General features: G+C 61.1%; 16 protein-coding genes and 1 pseudogene. 11 read left to right on the top strand and 6 right to left on the bottom strand.

Features of this window, described 5'->3' with window-relative positions; translation table 11 throughout:
• The first annotated feature begins 10 nt into the window (after positions 1-10).
• The 5 genes from L0U84_RS42015 (at position 11) to L0U84_RS41995 (ending at position 5,825) form a co-directional block, all read left to right on the top strand.
• Positions 11-919, top strand: a complete 909-nt coding sequence (locus L0U84_RS42015; RefSeq protein WP_233859975.1) for an HpcH/HpaI aldolase/citrate lyase family protein — start codon at positions 11-13, stop codon at positions 917-919.
• 44 nt (positions 920-963) lie between these two features.
• Complete coding sequence (locus tag L0U84_RS42010; protein WP_233859974.1) at positions 964-2,169, top strand: CaiB/BaiF CoA transferase family protein; 1,206 nt, start codon at positions 964-966, stop codon at positions 2,167-2,169.
• A gap of 11 nt (positions 2,170-2,180) precedes the next feature.
• The gene (locus L0U84_RS42005; protein ID WP_233859973.1) at positions 2,181-3,011 is read left to right on the top strand and encodes an amidohydrolase family protein; all 831 of its coding nucleotides are present in this window, start codon (positions 2,181-2,183) and stop codon (positions 3,009-3,011) included.
• A 66-nt stretch (positions 3,012-3,077) separates the two neighbouring features.
• Positions 3,078-4,442, top strand: a complete 1,365-nt coding sequence (locus L0U84_RS42000) for a short-chain fatty acid transporter (protein WP_233859972.1) — start codon at positions 3,078-3,080, stop codon at positions 4,440-4,442.
• 36 nt (positions 4,443-4,478) lie between these two features.
• Positions 4,479-5,825 carry a 2-hydroxycarboxylate transporter family protein gene (locus tag L0U84_RS41995; RefSeq protein ID WP_233859970.1) on the top strand — a complete coding sequence of 449 codons (1,347 nt, stop codon included), beginning with the start codon at positions 4,479-4,481 and terminating at the stop codon, positions 5,823-5,825.
• 290 nt (positions 5,826-6,115) lie between these two features.
• Here L0U84_RS41995 and L0U84_RS41990 read toward each other — a convergent pair whose 3' ends face one another.
• Together L0U84_RS41990 and L0U84_RS41985 are read right to left on the bottom strand one after the other, a co-directional pair.
• On the bottom strand, positions 6,116-6,595 hold the full coding sequence (locus tag L0U84_RS41990) for a hypothetical protein (RefSeq protein WP_233859969.1): 480 nt from the start codon (positions 6,593-6,595) through the stop codon (positions 6,116-6,118).
• A 394-nt stretch (positions 6,596-6,989) separates the two neighbouring features.
• On the bottom strand, positions 6,990-7,478 hold the full coding sequence (locus L0U84_RS41985; protein ID WP_233859968.1) for a carboxymuconolactone decarboxylase family protein: 489 nt from the start codon (positions 7,476-7,478) through the stop codon (positions 6,990-6,992).
• A 329-nt stretch (positions 7,479-7,807) separates the two neighbouring features.
• Here L0U84_RS41985 and L0U84_RS41980 point away from each other — a divergent pair, with 329 nt between their 5' ends.
• Both L0U84_RS41980 and L0U84_RS41975 read left to right on the top strand, forming a co-directional pair.
• Positions 7,808-8,143: a hypothetical protein gene (locus L0U84_RS41980; protein ID WP_233859964.1), complete on the top strand. Its 336-nt coding sequence runs from the start codon at positions 7,808-7,810 to the stop codon at positions 8,141-8,143.
• Between the two features lie 2 nt (positions 8,144-8,145).
• Entirely contained in the window at positions 8,146-8,361 is a 216-nt protein-coding gene (locus tag L0U84_RS41975; RefSeq protein WP_233859962.1) for a hypothetical protein, read from the top strand.
• A 371-nt stretch (positions 8,362-8,732) separates the two neighbouring features.
• Here L0U84_RS41975 and L0U84_RS41970 read toward each other — a convergent pair whose 3' ends face one another.
• A complete protein-coding gene (locus L0U84_RS41970; RefSeq protein ID WP_233859960.1) occupies positions 8,733-8,999 on the bottom strand; it encodes a hypothetical protein in 267 nt (88 codons plus the stop codon).
• A 185-nt stretch (positions 9,000-9,184) separates the two neighbouring features.
• Complete coding sequence (locus L0U84_RS41965; protein ID WP_233859958.1) at positions 9,185-9,382, bottom strand: hypothetical protein; 198 nt, start codon at positions 9,380-9,382, stop codon at positions 9,185-9,187.
• 800 nt (positions 9,383-10,182) lie between these two features.
• Here L0U84_RS41965 and L0U84_RS41960 point away from each other — a divergent pair.
• The 4 genes from L0U84_RS41960 to L0U84_RS41945 all read left to right on the top strand — a co-directional run bounded on the left by L0U84_RS41960 (position 10,183) and on the right by L0U84_RS41945 (position 15,013).
• On the top strand, positions 10,183-10,416 hold the full coding sequence (locus tag L0U84_RS41960) for a type II toxin-antitoxin system ParD family antitoxin (RefSeq protein WP_233859956.1): 234 nt from the start codon (positions 10,183-10,185) through the stop codon (positions 10,414-10,416).
• Between the two features lie 5 nt (positions 10,417-10,421).
• A complete protein-coding gene (locus tag L0U84_RS41955; RefSeq protein ID WP_233859955.1) occupies positions 10,422-13,574 on the top strand; it encodes a CheR family methyltransferase in 3,153 nt (1,050 codons plus the stop codon).
• Positions 13,567-13,944 carry a response regulator gene (locus L0U84_RS41950; protein ID WP_233859954.1) on the top strand — a complete coding sequence of 126 codons (378 nt, stop codon included), beginning with the start codon at positions 13,567-13,569 and terminating at the stop codon, positions 13,942-13,944. Before L0U84_RS41955 ends, L0U84_RS41950 begins: the two co-directional genes overlap by 8 nt.
• 550 nt (positions 13,945-14,494) lie before the next feature.
• Complete coding sequence (locus tag L0U84_RS41945) at positions 14,495-15,013, top strand: low affinity iron permease family protein (RefSeq protein ID WP_233859953.1); 519 nt, start codon at positions 14,495-14,497, stop codon at positions 15,011-15,013.
• Positions 15,014-15,025: 12 nt separating this feature from the next.
• On the opposite strand, the gene L0U84_RS41940 is transcribed toward L0U84_RS41945, so the two are convergent.
• Positions 15,026-15,373: a response regulator gene (locus L0U84_RS41940; RefSeq protein ID WP_233859952.1), complete on the bottom strand. Its 348-nt coding sequence runs from the start codon at positions 15,371-15,373 to the stop codon at positions 15,026-15,028.
• Positions 15,374-15,503: 130 nt separating this feature from the next.
• Positions 15,504-15,909 (bottom strand): annotated as a pseudogene (locus tag L0U84_RS41935) (histidine kinase); the annotation flags it as partial.

Here is a 15,909-nt window from a genome sequence, read left to right as displayed (position 1 = left end):
GGATGGAGACATGAGAAGCAAGCTCTTCGTGCCGGCATCGCGCCCAGAACTGTTCGCCAAGGCGTTCGCAAGCGCCGCCGATGCGCTGTCGTTCGATCTGGAGGATTCGGTCGCCGCCGATCGCAAGGGCGAGGCACGCGACGCACTACGCGCACTGCTGCGCTCGAACGACATCACCGGCCACGCGAAAGTCCTGATCGTTCGCGTGAACGCGCTGGACACTCTGCATTTCAACTCCGATATCGACGCGGTCGTTCAAACCGGACTGGATTTCATCAACCTTCCGAAGCCCGAGCGCGTCGAAGATGTCCGTGCGGCTGCATCCGCCATCGACCGCGCAGAACGCGCCAACGGCGTCACACGGCCTGTGAAGCTGCTGCTCAACATTGAGTCGCCGAGGGCTTTGCATCATGCAGTGGAACTGGCGCAAGCGCATCCGCGCGTCGCGGGACTGCAACTGGGCCTTGGTGACCTGTTCGAGCCGCTGGGTATCGCCCGGCGCGAGACTGCGGCCATTGAGCAGGCGATGTTCGGCCTGCGCGTCGCAGCGGGCGAAGCAGGCGTTTTCGCCTACGACTCGGCCTTTGCCAACATCAAGGACGAAGCCGGGTTCCGCGCGGAAGCAAGACTCGCACGATCGATGGGCTTTCTCGGCAAGAGTTGCATTCACCCGAGTCAGATCGCGCTGGCGAACGAGGTCTTTCGCCCGTCCGATGAAGAAATCGCGCATGCGGTGCGAGTCGTCGAAGGGTCGCGCGAAGCGCAAAGCAACGGCGTCGGAGCGTATGTGGTCGACGGCAAGATGATCGATCCGCCGTTCGTCCAGCGTGCGCTCGTTCTCGTGCGCCACGCCGATCGACTTGGCTTGCTAACGAGCGAACAGCGCGCGGCGCTCGCGAGCACGGACACCGCACTCTGAGGCGCGCAGTCGCGCTGACTCACCCGATATACACGGAGACTTTCATGCAAGCATCACCCAATCCATCGCGCGACGAGAGCAGCGGTCCGCTCGCGGGCGTGCGCGTACTCGACCTGAGCGCCTATATCGCCGGCCCTTACGGCTGCGCGCTACTCGCGGACCAGGGCGCAGAGGTCATCAAGATCGAGCCGCCGACCGGCGACAATCTGCGCAAATACCCTTCGACGCTCGAAGCCGAAAGCCGCGCCTTTCTCGGCGTAAATCGCGGCAAGCGCGGCCTCGTGCTCGACCTCAAGCAGCCGGAGGCGCTCGCGGTTCTGATGCGTCTCGTCGAATCCGTCGATGTGCTCGTCCACAACTTTCGTCCGAACGTGCCGGCGCGGCTCGGCATCGCGTATGAGCAGTTGCGCGAGGTCAATCCGCGACTCGTCTATTGCGCGGTGACGGGCTACGGCGAAACCGGACCAAACAAGGACAAGGCCGGCTACGATCAGGTGCTGCAGACGATGACCGGCATGTGCACGCTGCAAGGCAAGCGCGGCGGCCCCCCGGAGATCCTTTACGGATCGGTGGTCGATTACTACGGCGCGGCGCTCGTTGCGGCGGGTGTGTCCTCGGCCCTGTTCGAGCGCGAGCGGAGCGGCGAAGGCCAGTATGTCGGCGTATCGCTGTTGCGCAGCGCGCTCACGATGCAATCCGCGCGCATGATCTGGGCCGAGGACGAGCCAAAAGACATCGGTCGCGACATGCGTTCGGGCGGCATCACGGGTATTCATCCGACGCGCGAGGGCTACCTCTACATCTCCGCCAACACACCGCATTTCTGGCAATCGCTGTGCGAGAAGACCGGCCTCGAAGAGCTTGCGCAGAGCGAGCGCTATGACACCGTCCGCAAGCGTGCGCAGCATTGCGACGAAATCGTCCCGCAATTGCACGCCGCATTGCAGGCGCGCACCGCGCTCGAATGGGAAGCGCTCTTCGGCGACGCCGTGCCGTGCGCAGCAGCCCGCAGCGTCGAGGACATGTTCGACGATCCGCAAGTCGTCGCGGAAGACATGGTGACGACATTCGAGTATCCGGGCGTGGGCCGGTATCGGGGCTTCAGGCATCCGATCCGCTTCGGCACGACGCCTGGACGCGATCCCTCGGCAGCGCCCGCGTTTGGACAGCATTCTGATGAGGTGTTGCGCGAGTTCGGCTGGACCGATGCCGAGATCGAATCGCTGCGCGAAAAGCGTGCGGTGCTGTAAGGAGAACCACGATGCAGTTCAAGGCACCAGAAAGCGCATGCGATTCCCATATGCACATCTATGACCGCCGCTTTCTTGGCGATGATCCCGCGAATGGATTTGTCGAAGGCGCGACCGTAGCCGATTACCGCAACGCGCAGGCGCGCATCGGTACCCAACGCACGGTCGTCGTGACGCCGCGCGTGTACCAGACCGACAACAGCGTGACCCTCGATGCCATCGCCCAACTCGGCATCGACAACGCACGCGGCATTGCGGTGCTGCGCCCCGACGTCGACGACGCTGAATTGATGACGCTGCATGAAGGCGGCATCCGTGGCATCCGTTTCACGCTCTACACGCCGGCGCATGCCGTCGTGAGCTTCGATATGGTCGAGCCGCTGGCGCAACGGGTCGCCGATCTCGGCTGGCATGTGCAGTTGCACTGGACGGCGCAGCAGATCGTCGAGCATCAGGCGATGCTCGCGCGACTTCCCTCAACCATTGTCTTCGATCATCTCGCGCGCCTGCCGCTGCCGGCCGGGACGTCGCACCCGGCGCACTCCGTCGTTCGACGTCTCGCCGATTCGGGGCGCGTATGGGTCAAGCTGTCCGGCCCGTATCTGGACTCCACCCTCGGTCTCGCCGGTGGCTATGCCGATATGACACCGACGGCTCGCGCCTGGATCGATGCGCTACCCGAGCACACGGTGTGGGGCAGCGATTGGCCGCACACGACGGAATCCCATAAGCCCGACGACACTGCGCTGCTCGATCTGCTGGGCACATGGGCCGCAGACGAAGAAACCCGCAAGCGCATCCTCGTCGATAACCCGGCAATGCTCTACGGCTTTACGACCTGACCGCGACATCGCCGCCCTGAACGCGCACAGACCGCGTGGGCTATACCCAATATCCGGAGACATTTCATGAAACCCGCCGCCACAGCATCACCCGTGCGCAAGACGCGCTTCACCGAAGCGACGATCGCCTTCTTCGAACGAACCATCCCCGATCCCTTCGTTCTCGCGATCCTGATCACCGTGTTCGTGGCCGTCCTATGCGTAGCGTTCGCGCCGCACGCCTCGTTCGTTCATCTGGTGGGCGGATGGTACAAGGGCTTCTTCGACATTCTCACCTTCGCATTCCAGATCACGCTCATTCTCGTGACGGGGCACGCATTCGCGCATGCGCCGCCCGTGCAGCGCCTGTTCAAGGCGCTGGTGTCGGTTGCACGCACGCCCATCCAGGCCGCGACGCTCACGTTCGTGCTGGTCGCTGTGGCGTCATTCTGCAACTGGGGTCTGGGGCTCGTCGTGAGCGCGCTGCTTGCGCGTGAAGTGGCAAAACGCATGCGCATCGACTTCGCGTGGATCGTGGCGGCTGGCTTCTCGGGCTGGGTCGTGTGGGCGAGCGGCCTCTCCAGTTCGATTGCGCTTGCGCAGGCGACACCCGGCAGCGCGATGAACGTCGTGCAGAAGCTGACCGGCCAGGTTTTGCCGTTCAGCGCAACCGTGTTCACGAGCTTCAATCTGGTCCCGACCATCGTGATGTTGATCGCGGTGCCGTTTGTGCTCGCATTGCTCAAGCCACGCGATGAAGACGCCGTCGTGCTCGATACCGCGAAGAACCCCGATCCCCCGTTGCGCGAGAAGCCGAAAGGCAAGCTGAGCTTCGCGCGCTGGATCGAATATTCGTGGCTTGGCAGCGCGTTCATCGGCGCGGCCGGCATTGCGCTTTTCGTGCTTGCGCAGTTCCAGCACGTTGCCTTCTCGGGGGTGAACGCCGTGATCTTCATCATGTTCATCGCGGGCGTGATTCTGCACGGCTATCCCCTGGCATATGCGGACGCCGTGAAAAACGCGGCCAAACAGACCGGTTCGATGATGCTTCAGTACCCGCTCTACGGCGGCATCATGGGCATGATGGATGCGACCGGTCTGCCCGATGTGATCTCGCACTTCTTCATCGCGATTTCAAATGCTCACACGCTGCCGTTCTGGAGTTACATCTGCTCGCTCATCGTCACATTCTTCATTCCAAGCGGCGGCGGTCACTGGGCCGTGCAGGGGCCGTTCGTCGTACCCGCCGCGGTGGCATTGCACGCATCCGTGCCCGCCACGACGATGGCGGTCGCGATGGGTGAACAGGTGTCGAACATGATGCAGCCATTCTGGGCGGCGCCGGTCGTTGCGATGGCGGGCATCGGCGTGCAGCGCGTACTCGGTTTCACCGTGATGACGTTCCTGCTCGGTACGGTGGTCTATGGCGTCGCGCTGCTGTTGCTCGTGTGATGGCCGTGTTCGATACATATAAACGGAGATAGAGAGATGGATTCGGCAACGACGCAAAGTGCAGCCCAGGCTACGCGGACACATCCGAAGTCACTGGCACAGCGCTGGTGGAGCGTATTCGATACGCGCATCGGCGCGCTGCCCGTGCCCGTGTATCTGGTGCTGCTGGCCGTGCTTGCCTCGATGACGCTGCACGGCAAGCTCGCATCTGATTTGCCGACGGGAATCGCGCTGGTCGCGGTCGGCGGCTTCACCTGCGCGGAACTGGCAAAGCGCATCCCGTGGATTCGCCATATCGGCGCGACCTCGATCTTCGCGGCGTTCATTCCGTCCATGCTTGTGTACTACAAGCTGATGCCGCTCCCGGTCGTCAAGGCCGTGACCGATTTCACCAAAAGCTCCAACTTTCTCTACCTCTTTATCGCGGCGATCATCGTCGGCAGCGTGCTCAGCATGGATCGCCGGACGCTGATCAAAGGGTTCGTGCGCATCTTCATTCCCGTTGCAAGCGGCTCGATCGTGGCGGCGTGCATCGGAACGGGCGTGGGCGTCGCGCTCGGCATGGAAGCAAAACATGCGCTCTTTTTTGTCGTGGTGCCGATCATGGCGGGCGGCGTTGGTGAAGGTGCGCTTCCGCTGTCCGCGGGCTACGCGCAGATTCTGGGAGCAGAACAAGGGCCTCTCTTCGCCCAGGCGCTCTCCGCCGTCATGCTCGGCAACGTCGCAGCGATCTGCTGCGCCGGCCTCCTGAGCTATCTCGGCACCCGCAAGCCGAAGCTGACGGGCAATGGCCAATTGACCGTTAGTGATTCGGGCGATACTCCGGGCGATCTCGCAGCGCCTTCGTTCGAGTTCGACGTGAGTTCGGTCGCTGCGGCGGGAGCGACAGCCATCGCGCTGTATCTGCTCGGCGTGCTGAGTCAGCAACTGTTTGGCTGGCCCGCGCCTGTTGTGATGCTCGTGCTCGTGGTCGCGGCGCAGCTTTGTCACGTGGTTTCGCCTCGCGTGCGTGGTGGGGCGCGCTTCATGTACGGTTTCTTTTCAACGGCGGTGACCTATCCGCTGATGTTCGCGATCAGTGTCGCCATGACGCCGTGGGGCGAGATCGTCACCGCGTTCCACTGGGTCAACATCGTGACTGCGGTCTCGACCGTGCTCGCGCTCACCTCGACCGGATTCTTCGTCGGGAGAATGATCGGGATGTATCCGATCGAAGCGGCCATCGTCAACGCAACGCACAGCGGCCTCGGCGGTACCGGCGACGTGGCGATCCTGACGGCAGCCAACCGGATGGAACTGATGCCCTTCGCGCAGATCGCAACGCGCATCGGCGGTGCCACGACCGTCATGATCGCCCTTGCTGCGTTTGCTTACTTGCATTAGGCACGCGTGTTCGTTGCTTGAGACGGTTGCCAAATGCGAGAGCGACCTGCGGACTATTCCCTCGACGGCTGGGCCGAATGCATCCATTCTGTCGCCGGGAAGATGTCCGTTCTCTGAGGGTAAGCGGCCGCTTGAACCACTATCTACTTGCGCCTGCGAACTGCTGAAAGTGGCCGACTGGCGCCCGACGCGCGGCCCGAAACCGACCTTGCCTTCGTCGTAAGCGTGGACAACGCCCGGCAACGAACTGAACGAGAATCGGTGCCTGATCCGACCTCGAACAGGTGGCCCTAGAAGTCGTGTCTAGCGCTGATGGCCGCGCCCATGTCGCGCGAATTCAACATCGGAAGATGTGCAGCCGCCGACAGGTCCCAGTCGCCAACAGTTGTGCCCGTTGGGGTGGTCGCGTGCAGCGCCTGGAATGGCACACCAGCGCTGTCGGTGAGACCGTTCTGGGCCAATGGCCCGGCCGACGCGCCCGCGCGTGCACTATCCGATTCATCGAGGTTGCCAGGCGTTGCGGCGCGGCTTTGCCCGGGGAGCGCGTCGTACTCCTTCTCGAATGGAGACTTGTAGACATGCGGCGCAGCAATCGGGAGCAAAATCAGGGGCGGGGCTGGTGGCGCGCCAACGGCGGCGACCGCGTGATCCTCAACGTGCTTGTGGGCATGCTTCAGGACCTGCGTTTCCTGGACTGGCTCGGCAGTTGAAACGCTTGCGAGCGCGAGGAGAAAGGCACCGGGAAGCCATCCCTTGATTGGATACATCATGAAACGAACACCAGCGTGGATGGGACGTGGGGCGCGATTGACGGCGCCGCGCTTGCCCGCAGGCAAGCGACCTCGGCAGTCTAAAGCAACCAAAGGGGCAACCTATCAGTGACTACCCTTGCCAGGACAACACGCCGCACCGCACTCCGGGCCGCGCGGGAATAGATTGTTTTCAAACGCGAGAGGCAAAAAAGGGTTCTTCGTGAATTTCCGCGGAAAGGCGCTACCCGATCCATTTGCGCCACTGAACCAGAATTCGCGCACGTGCGTTTTCAACGCGATATGAAACAGTCGAGATGGTCGCTGCACCTGGTGTTGACCGCCTATTGCTGAAACCCCCGGCAGCGTTGTCCCAACCGACGAGAGGATGGTCAATCGGCGGTCAGGGCGATCATTACTTACGTTGTGGCGACCACTCGGTGCCGCCGTCCGAGCCATTCAACATTGTGCTGTTGAAACGGACGAGTGCGGCGGTTGCAATGGCCTCCTTTATTTGAGCATCGGTCGCACCAGCCGCTTTTGCCGCTTTAGTGTGAGCGTTAACGCAGTATGCACAAGGAATTTGTGCTGCCACACCGAGGGCAATGAGTTGCTTGGTTTTTCCGTCCAAAGCTCCCGTGGGATTCATCACGGCGCGATATTCGTCCCAGTGTGGGTTCAGTGCCTGGTCGGGAAGTGTCTGTTTCATCCAACCAGGAGCCTCCTGAGCGCTGACGCCTGGTTCCGTTGTAAAGGCCAACAACAGTGCCAGGCCGGCGCTCGTCATTAGAGTTCTCATGACTGATTTCCCCAAACAGGCGGCTTGCGCGGCCCGCTCCGGGCTGTTCTCGATGGCGCGGATACCCTGATCCGTAAATTTCATATGCACGACATAAGTTGCCATGGCGACTCTCCTTGCGAGTGACGCGCAACACGATTGAAACCGTGCGAATGTGCGGGCAAGCGCTGCTGCGTCTGCGTGGTCGGAACCCTTTTTGCGCGTAACCTGATTCTAGGCAGTGGGAATCGTTCGAAACGGACCGATTCGCTGCTTTAAGTGTTGGGGTGGGCGCGCGCTCTGCCGAAGGTCGGTTGCTTGGGGCAGAGCGGCAGCTCGAATGCTCTCCCGAGCGCGATCGAGAACGGCTGAAAGTGGCCGCCCCCTGCCTGACAATGAATTCGGGGCCTGGAAGTATCCCGACGGTCATGCGCCCGCCGTAGTATTTTCGGGCAATGTTCAAAATCGGCAGGATCAGATCGCCGAAGATGAACGACGCGTCGCCGCCAAACCTGATGCCGCCGCGCCCCAGCACGCCTGCGAGCGGAATATTGCCCACCGAGCAGGTGAATGAGGCCAACGCGCCAAATCGCTTCGAACGCCCAACCGCACACGCAAAGACCGGCACATTTGCCGTTTCGCGCGCCAAGATGAACTTCGCCGTGCTGGTACGACTGATGCTGGAAAGAGATGCGGCTCATACCGCATGGATCATCAGTAAGTCATTTGTTAACAGGCAAGTGCGTCGTTCGCCGGTTATGAATGCGCGGCGGCGGCAAGCAAGGAGGTAGAAATGAGCGGAAACCAAAATCAGCAAGGCAACCAGCCGAATAACCCTAATCAGGGCGGTCAGCAACGGCAACACGGCCAACAAGAGCGGTCACCAGGTCAGCCCCAGCAAGGGCAGCAACCCGGCCAGCGCCAGCAGAACGAGTCGCAGCGCGAGAGTGGCCAGCGGCAGCCGAATCAATCGCAGTCGGATCGCGAGGGCGGACAACGCCAGCGGTGACGCGTTAAGTGCAAGCTGTCAGTAACGTAGTGACGAGGGCGGCTCACTTGAACCGCGGGCCGCCCTTTTACGACACTATTGCGCGGCTCGGTAACTCCAGGATGCTTGTGTCGAATGCTGCAACCGACCCCCGTCAACCGTTGGACGTCGCACGAGGGAAAGACGGCTCTGCTACGTTGAGCGGTCGCCCATTGTCACAGGTTCAACGCCGACTTCCTGGCCAATCGAGCCGGGCCCCACTAACTAACTTATGGCCGTCAGAACATCGTCGGATCGGCATCGCGCATTGCTTCGACAATGGCCTCGTGCTTGGCGCGTTCATACCGACAACCAGGTTGGGTCAAGCACCGGCGTACCAACCGGGAAACCCTTCAGTAATGCACTGCGACGGATTGTGCCGTGCACGGTTGTGCGACGCCGCACCGAGCCAGCCGGGCAAACAGGTCGCCGATCTGCGGCTTGATGGCGGGGGGCAGGTCCGCCGCCGCCAGTACCGTAGTGATCCGTGCGCGCCAGTAGACTGGGGACGTTACAGCGCTCGCCTGACTGATATCGCCCTCGTGAACGAGATGCTCGAGTTGCAGGATCATGGCGTGGATGTGCGCCAGCTCCTGCGCGGTTTGGTCGTTGTAACTCATGTGGCTTTCGATTGCTCCGAGGCATGTTGATGCGCGCTGCAGGCCGCAGACACCTCGCCTACAGTAAGTCCAGAAGCGTCCGGCCAACGGCATGCGGCCCGGCATAGACCAGTCGCGCCGGCCCTTTTCGACGTGTCTGCGTTACGGCGAAGTAATCCCCGACTTCCGAACGCCGGCGACGTGGTTCAGCCTTTTCGGGCGACGGCCTGCAGCACCGAATCACCGTCGTCGGTCAGGCAGAGACGTTGGAGTCCTGACGCGAGCTTCTCCAGTGCGACCAGCTGGTGTTCCAGCAGGGTGTCAAGCTCCTCGCGGTCCATGTCAACCTGCTCGGGCGCAGCCTTGAGCAGCATCAGGGTGGCAAATTCGTGAGGGCTCAGCATAGGGATCTCTCGATTTAATGGATTAACGTTGCCGGGGATGTATCAATTACCGCTAATGCACCTGTTTATCTGGGTTAACGTTGCCGGGATGCATCAATTACCGACTAACGCACCTGGTCGGAGTCATTGTTTCCGTAACTATTCCAGTCTTTTATTCCAGCATTGCCAATTCGGCCGTCTTGAACGTCGGTGAAATTATATTAATCCGGGATCGGGGCCGAACGGAATGAAAATAATGCATGGAGGCCACCTCTTTGATAGAGGGCGTTTTGACAGGCAAGATCCCAGCACAAGCACGGCAAGCCGGCAATTCCCAGCACTATCGCACCATTATGCGAATGACGGAGGTGTGCTGAGCCGCATGTTGCGTGCGCTGATTCGAGTGAATCAGTGATTATTTTTAATTCAATACCAACGCAGTTATTTCAGGTGATGTTATTCAATTGGCTAAATATCAACCCGGCAAGCGATACTTTAATCGCGGCGGAATAAGAGGACACTGCGACGATGAGGTGCTGGTCAAACAGCGTTTCAAGAAAGCGAAGAGATCGAGACATGGCGCGAAGGACTACACGTTGGGAGCCTGAGCGTCATTTATATTCCGAACGCGACCATTCCTCAATGACCGCCAGCAGGCAAGCCAGATACCCAATACGCAGTTGCAGGCATGAACTACGGTCAGCGCAGGCGCAACGCTTGCAGCGCAGTGCGCGCCCGGCAGTTACCAGGGCACATCCGATGCTACCTCGCGTTTACGCGGGGGTAAGATAAAGTACCGCCGCAATGCACAGGAACCCCTTATGCCCAGTAAACATGCGATCAGTGTTTCCCTGACGGAGCATCTCGATCTCTTCGTGAAGTCCGAGCTCACTGCAGGCCGCTACCGCACCGCCAGTGAGGTGGTTCGCGCGGGGCTGCGCCTGCTCGAAGAACAGATTGCTGAACGCCGCCCGTCGGCGACGCCGTCCGGGTCGGTAGTCCAGAAACCCGTCAACGGCCGCAACCGCGCCGCGCGCCAGCCCCGATCCGAATAGCCGCCATGTCATCCAGTGATTTCCCAATCGTCGGCATCGGCGCCTCTGCCGGGGCGGTCGAGGCGCTCGAAGGCTTCTTCCGCGGCGTCCCTGAGAATCCTGGGATTGCCTTCGTCGTGGTCACCCACCTGAGCCCGGGCCGGGACAGCATGCTGCCCGAAATCGTGGCGCGCTTCACCTCGCTACCCGTCCATCCGATCACCGACGGCATGCGCGTGGAAATGAACGGCGTGTACCTGCTGCCCAATGACGCCGTGCTGGACATCAGGGAGCGCACACTGCATGTCCGTGCGCAGGTGGCCGCCACCCGTGAGCGCAAACCGATCGACGTTTTTTTCGGCGCACTCGCTGAAGATATTGGGGAACTCGCCGCTGGCGTCGTTCTTTCCGGCGGAGACTCCGACGGCACGCTCGGCGTGAAGGCCATCAAGGAAAGCGGCGGCCTGACGCTGGCCCAGTCACCGGACGGTTTCGGCCCGCACCACCCCAATATGCCGGACAGCGCCATCTCCACAGGCCTGGTCGACTTCGCCGTGCCCGTCGAGCAGATGGGTGCGAAGCTGGCTGACTTCGCCCGCGGCACCTACGAGTTTGACGGCATCGTCACGGGCGACGAGGGGAGGAGCTCACAGGCCCGTGTCGACGAAGCGCATGAGGCCATCTGCACCATCCTGCGCAATCAGGTCGGGCACGATTTCAGTGGTTACAAAACCAAAACCTTCCTGCGGCGCGTGCAACGTCGCATGCAGGTGCTGCAGATTGAAACACCTGAAACCTATATCGCCCGGCTGGCCGCGGAGCCGCGTGAGGTCACCGCACTGTTTCGCGATCTGCTGATCAACGTCACGAGTTTCTTCAGGGACCCCGAGGCGTTCGACAGCCTCGCCGAAAACGTTCTGGACAGACTGTTCGAGCGGCGCGGCGCCGACAACCCCCTGCGTGTATGGGTGCCCGGCTGCGCGACCGGCGAAGAGGTGTATTCGATCGCCATGCTCCTGCGCGAACGGATGGCGGGCCTTGACGATGCGCCGCGGGTGCAGGTGTTCGCTACCGATATTGACGAGCACGCGCTGGCCGTCGCACGGGCCGCGCGTTACCCTGCTGCGCTGCTGGACGGCGTCACGCAGGCGCGCCGTGAGCGGTTCTTCGTGGCCGACGGCGGCAGTTACGTGATTGCAAAGGAAGTGCGCGATCTGTGTATCTTCTCGCCGCACAGCGTGATCCGTGACCCGCCTTTTTCGCGCATCGACCTGGTCTCGTGCCGCAATCTGCTCATTTACCTGGGAACGGAAGTCCAGAACCAGGTCATTCCCACGCTGCACTATGCGTTGCGCGAGGATGGCTACCTGTTTCTCGGCACGTCCGAGAACGTCAGCCAGTTCGACGACCTATTCACCGCCGTGGACAAGAAGCACCGCATCTTCCGACGCCGCGCCGATGTCGCGCCGGTGTTACGTCTGCCGGCACATCTGCCGGCGTTTCGGGCCGGGCAAGCCACGGCGGTACCGAATCGCGCGCCCGTGGGCATCACGGCCTTGCGCCAGATGGCGGACAGCCATGTGCTCGAGCGGTTTGCGCCGCCGCACGTACTCGTGACGCGCGACGGCGACGTGGTTTTCTACTCGGGCCGGACCGGGAAATATCTGGAAGCGGCGTCCGGCGTGCCGAGCCGCCAGCTGTTCGCGATGGCGCGCCAGGGCCTGGGGCTGGACCTGCGCGCCGTATTCCGGGAATCGGTCGACTCGGGACGCTCCGTCTTACGTGAAGGAGTGGCCGTCGAGAGCGAAGGCGGCCGTGTCCAGGTCATCACCTTGACGGTTGACCCGCTGCCTGCGGGCGCACATGGCGAGCGCCTCTACCTTGTCGTATTTGCCGACCAGGGGCCCGTGCTCACGCGCGAGGAGGCGCTGACTCGGGCGCAGGCGATGCACGACGGCACCGCGCTTCACGTGGAAAAAGAACTGCGCGACACGCGCGAGCGCCTGCAGTCGATGATCGAGGAATACGAGACGGCCCTTGAGGAACTGAAGTCATCCAATGAGGAGCTGGTATCGGTCACCGAGGAACTGCAGTCGTCGAACGAGGAACTGGAAGCGTCCAAGGAAGAACTGGTCTCCCTGAACGAGGAACTGCATACCGTCAATCTTGAGCTGAACGGCAAGATTGATGCGCTCGATCGCTCGAACACCGACCTGCGCAACCTGTTCGAGAGCACGTCCGTCGCCACGGTATTCCTGGACCGGCAACTGGTCATCCGCTCGTACACGCCGGCAATCGACAGCATTTTCAGTATCCGGCCGAGCGACCGGGGCCGACCCATCACAGAACTGGCGAGTCGGTTAGCGCTGTCCGACCTCAAGGGAGATATTGCGAGCGTATTCAACACTGAGGAATCGCTACAGCGGCGCGTGGCGAGCGCTGATGGTTCAAGTCACTATCTGGTCAGACTGTCACCGTATCGCAACGCGGATCGCCAGACGGATGGCGTGGTGATCGCTTTCGTGGACATCACCAGCCTCGTGAAAGGCGAAGAACGTCAGCAGGTGCTGGTCTCCGAACTCCAGCATCGTACGCGCAACCTGCTTGCCGTAACCCAGTCGATTGCGAGACAGACTCTTGCGCCTGACCCTTCGCTCGACACGTTCATCAACCGTCTGGGCGCATTGGGACGTTTGCAGGGACTGGTTGGCGAGGCCCACCAGGGCCTGATCGAACTGGGCGATATCGTCAGCCTCGAACTCAACGCGTTGGGCGTCGCCAACAGTAGCAGGCTCACCGTCAGTGGGCCGCCAGTGCCGCTCGGCTTTCGCAATGTGCAGACCTTCGCCCTCGTGCTCCACGAACTGGCCACTAACGCGCTCAAATATGGCGCGCTGAAGGATGACGCGGCGAGGCTCGACATTTGCTGGCAGATTGTGGCTGGGAATCACCATCCTGACTCGCTTGTTTTCGACTGGCGTGAAAGCGGACTGAAGACCACGCCAGATGCATCAAGAACGGGTTTTGGGCGGCAACTGATCGAGAAGGCGCTTAAGTTTTCGCTACACGCCACGACCGAACTGACGTTCAATCCGGATGGCGTCTCGTGCCACATCGAAATTCCGCTGCCTGCTGCGCAAGAGCAGGACACCACAGCCCGGATGAAGCAACATGACTGAACAGGAAAACGCGCTGGACGGGCGCAAGATACTTGTCGTTGAGGACGACTATCTGGTGGCGCTCGCACTGGCTGACATGCTGCAGGCGGCAGGGGCAGAGGTCATCGGCCCGATCAGCGAGATAGAGGAAGCGCTGTCCTTCGTCGAGGAAGGCAAGGACGTCGACGCCGCGATACTCGATGTGGATCTGCACGGCCAGAAATCGTATCCCGTCGCGCAGGCGCTGGCGGCCAGACACATTCGCGTCGTGTTTGCAACGGGCTACGGCGAAGAGGCGGTTGACCAGGCCTGGCGCGCGTACCCGCGTCTTCAGAAGCCTTTTGATGAGCACGCCCTCGTCAATGTGCTCCTGTCTGCCCGTCCTGCCTGACTCGATTCCGGTCGTGGCGGACCAGGCATTGCGCACGAAGCATGGCTGTCGACGCCTTGCGCCGTCCAAAGTTGAGGTCAGCCGACGGCTTCCGATCGTTCCCTGGCGCTTCAACGGGATCCATCAGCGTGACGGGCCTCACGAAATGCCGTTTCAAAGCCAGCCGCCAGCGAGCGCTTCAGATCCTCTGCCTGGCCGTACCCGCTCAAGGCGAAAAGCCGAAGTCCCGCGTGTTGCGGCTGTTCGCGAAGGGTGACAGCCAACGCATATCCATCCCCGGCAAACCGATGCCGGGAATGGCAACTTTAGGCCGAAACTGTTCGGCTAAAATTCGCGACATTTGATGAGGCATGCTGACGATCTCGGCGCCCGAGGCAAGTGTGAATGTCCCTGTGAAACGTCGCGTCTTTGTTTCGGCCCATACCTTCAAGAGACGGGACGGGGCCACGGCCGGGAAATGACGGGAGGCCGGTTGCCGCACCGGTGCCATTTTGCGAAGGCAGGCACGGATGTTGCGCCTCTCCGTCACACATCATTCTGGAGCCGGGCCATGAAATCAGATTCAATAGCTCCGGCCCACACGGACGAGCTCGCGACTATTCCCGATACTTCGAGCCCGGCGTACGCCAGTCGACACCCGCTGACTCAGGCATTCGATACTTTTGCGAGTCTTGTCACAAGGTGGGCAGGCTCTCCGGCCGCGTTCAGCCTCGCAGTGCTGACTGTTATCGCATGGATCGTAACCGGCCCGATCTTTCACTACTCGGACGGTTGGCAACTGGTCATCAACACGGGAACAACCATCGTGACGTTCCTGATGGTGTTCCTGATACAGCAGAGCCAGAACAAGGACAGCGTCGCGCTACACCTGAAGCTCAATGAACTCCTGGCTTCGCATCGACCGGCTGACAATCATCTCATCGGTATCGAGGACGCATCGGAAGAGGAGTTGCGACGTCTCGCGGCAGCGTATCTGCGGCTATCGACGAAAAATCCGAGTGAGGAAGATATCAGGCAAAAGACGGCCGACCTGAACGCCTGCCAGCAGCCGAACGATTCTGAGCGTTAGAGAAGTCTGCGTTCAGGGCTGCTGAACCTCGCGCAGCACCTCAAGCAATCGGGCAGCAGGAAACGGTTTGCTTAAAAGCGCATGGATAGGCAGTCCATGAGGAAATGCTGCCGCCGAAAGCATGATGACCGGTATATGAGCGTGCGCGGGCTCGCTCTTCAGAGCGCGGACCAGATCGGCTCCGTCCATTCGCGGCATCATTACATCGGAGACGATCAGGTCTGGTTTCTCCAGCGCCACCATACTGAGCGCATCAAATCCGTCCACTGCCGTGCGGACCCGATATCCATCAGAAGTAACGAGCGTTTCGAGTGCTCGAAGCAGGTTCAGATCGTCATCGACCAAAAGGACGAGTGCCATTGTTTCTCCCGTTGTACGTTCTATCCGCAACGGGTGTTCCCGCATCCTTCTGTTCGCTCAGACCGACGACCGCTTCCTGTGAAACGACGTTGATGTTTCCCATTCGCAAAGTCGGCATTCCGGCGATCCTTTAATCCCCGAGCCGTGACGCAGGCAATGCAATATCCACGATCAACCCGTGTTTTTCCCAGTGTGAGCTGAGGTCACCGCCGAGCCGACGTGTGATGGTGTTGCGTAGCACCATGCTACCGAACCCCTGTTTTTCGGGAGGCCCTTGAATCGGTGGGCCATCGTCTTCCTGCCACCTGATCGCAAGGATGTCTCCTTCCCGTTGCCAGCTGACCGAGACGCGACCTGCTGCTGTCGACAGTGCCCCGTATTTCGCTGCATTTGTTGCAAGCTCATGGAACACCATTGCGAGTCCCGTAGTTGCTCCATCACCGAGATTCACGTCGTCCCCGGTGACGATGAACCGCCTCAGGTCAGCTTGCTGATAAGGTTTGAAGATCGTATCTGCCAGACCGTATAAAGTCGCA

It is taken from the genome of Paraburkholderia sp. HD33-4 (assembly GCF_021390635.1).
Taxonomy (GTDB): domain Bacteria; phylum Pseudomonadota; class Gammaproteobacteria; order Burkholderiales; family Burkholderiaceae; genus Paraburkholderia.
This window is presented reverse-complemented; position numbering and strand designations above follow the sequence as displayed.

Bases quoted from the DNA above. Each gene is read 5' to 3' on its own strand.
- L0U84_RS42015 (WP_233859975.1), top strand. From the start codon at position 11: ATGAGAAGCAAGCTCTTCGTGCCGGCATCGCGCCCAGAACTGTTCGCC.
- L0U84_RS42000 (WP_233859972.1), top strand. From the start codon at position 3,078: ATGAAACCCGCCGCCACAGCATCACCCGTGCGCAAGACGCGCTTCACC.
- L0U84_RS42005 (WP_233859973.1), top strand. From the start codon at position 2,181: ATGCAGTTCAAGGCACCAGAAAGCGCATGCGATTCCCATATGCACATC.
- L0U84_RS41940 (WP_233859952.1), bottom strand. From the start codon at position 15,373: ATGGCACTCGTCCTTTTGGTCGATGACGATCTGAACCTGCTTCGAGCA.
- L0U84_RS41980 (WP_233859964.1), top strand. From the start codon at position 7,808: ATGTTCAAAATCGGCAGGATCAGATCGCCGAAGATGAACGACGCGTCG.
- L0U84_RS41990 (WP_233859969.1), bottom strand. From the start codon at position 6,595: ATGATGTATCCAATCAAGGGATGGCTTCCCGGTGCCTTTCTCCTCGCG.
- L0U84_RS41970 (WP_233859960.1), bottom strand. From the start codon at position 8,999: ATGAGTTACAACGACCAAACCGCGCAGGAGCTGGCGCACATCCACGCC.
- L0U84_RS41965 (WP_233859958.1), bottom strand. From the start codon at position 9,382: ATGCTGAGCCCTCACGAATTTGCCACCCTGATGCTGCTCAAGGCTGCG.
- L0U84_RS42010 (WP_233859974.1), top strand. From the start codon at position 964: ATGCAAGCATCACCCAATCCATCGCGCGACGAGAGCAGCGGTCCGCTC.
- L0U84_RS41950 (WP_233859954.1), top strand. From the start codon at position 13,567: ATGACTGAACAGGAAAACGCGCTGGACGGGCGCAAGATACTTGTCGTT.
- L0U84_RS41945 (WP_233859953.1), top strand. From the start codon at position 14,495: ATGAAATCAGATTCAATAGCTCCGGCCCACACGGACGAGCTCGCGACT.
- L0U84_RS41955 (WP_233859955.1), top strand. From the start codon at position 10,422: ATGTCATCCAGTGATTTCCCAATCGTCGGCATCGGCGCCTCTGCCGGG.
- L0U84_RS41960 (WP_233859956.1), top strand. From the start codon at position 10,183: ATGCCCAGTAAACATGCGATCAGTGTTTCCCTGACGGAGCATCTCGAT.
- L0U84_RS41985 (WP_233859968.1), bottom strand. From the start codon at position 7,478: ATGGCAACTTATGTCGTGCATATGAAATTTACGGATCAGGGTATCCGC.
- L0U84_RS41975 (WP_233859962.1), top strand. From the start codon at position 8,146: ATGAGCGGAAACCAAAATCAGCAAGGCAACCAGCCGAATAACCCTAAT.
- L0U84_RS41995 (WP_233859970.1), top strand. From the start codon at position 4,479: ATGGATTCGGCAACGACGCAAAGTGCAGCCCAGGCTACGCGGACACAT.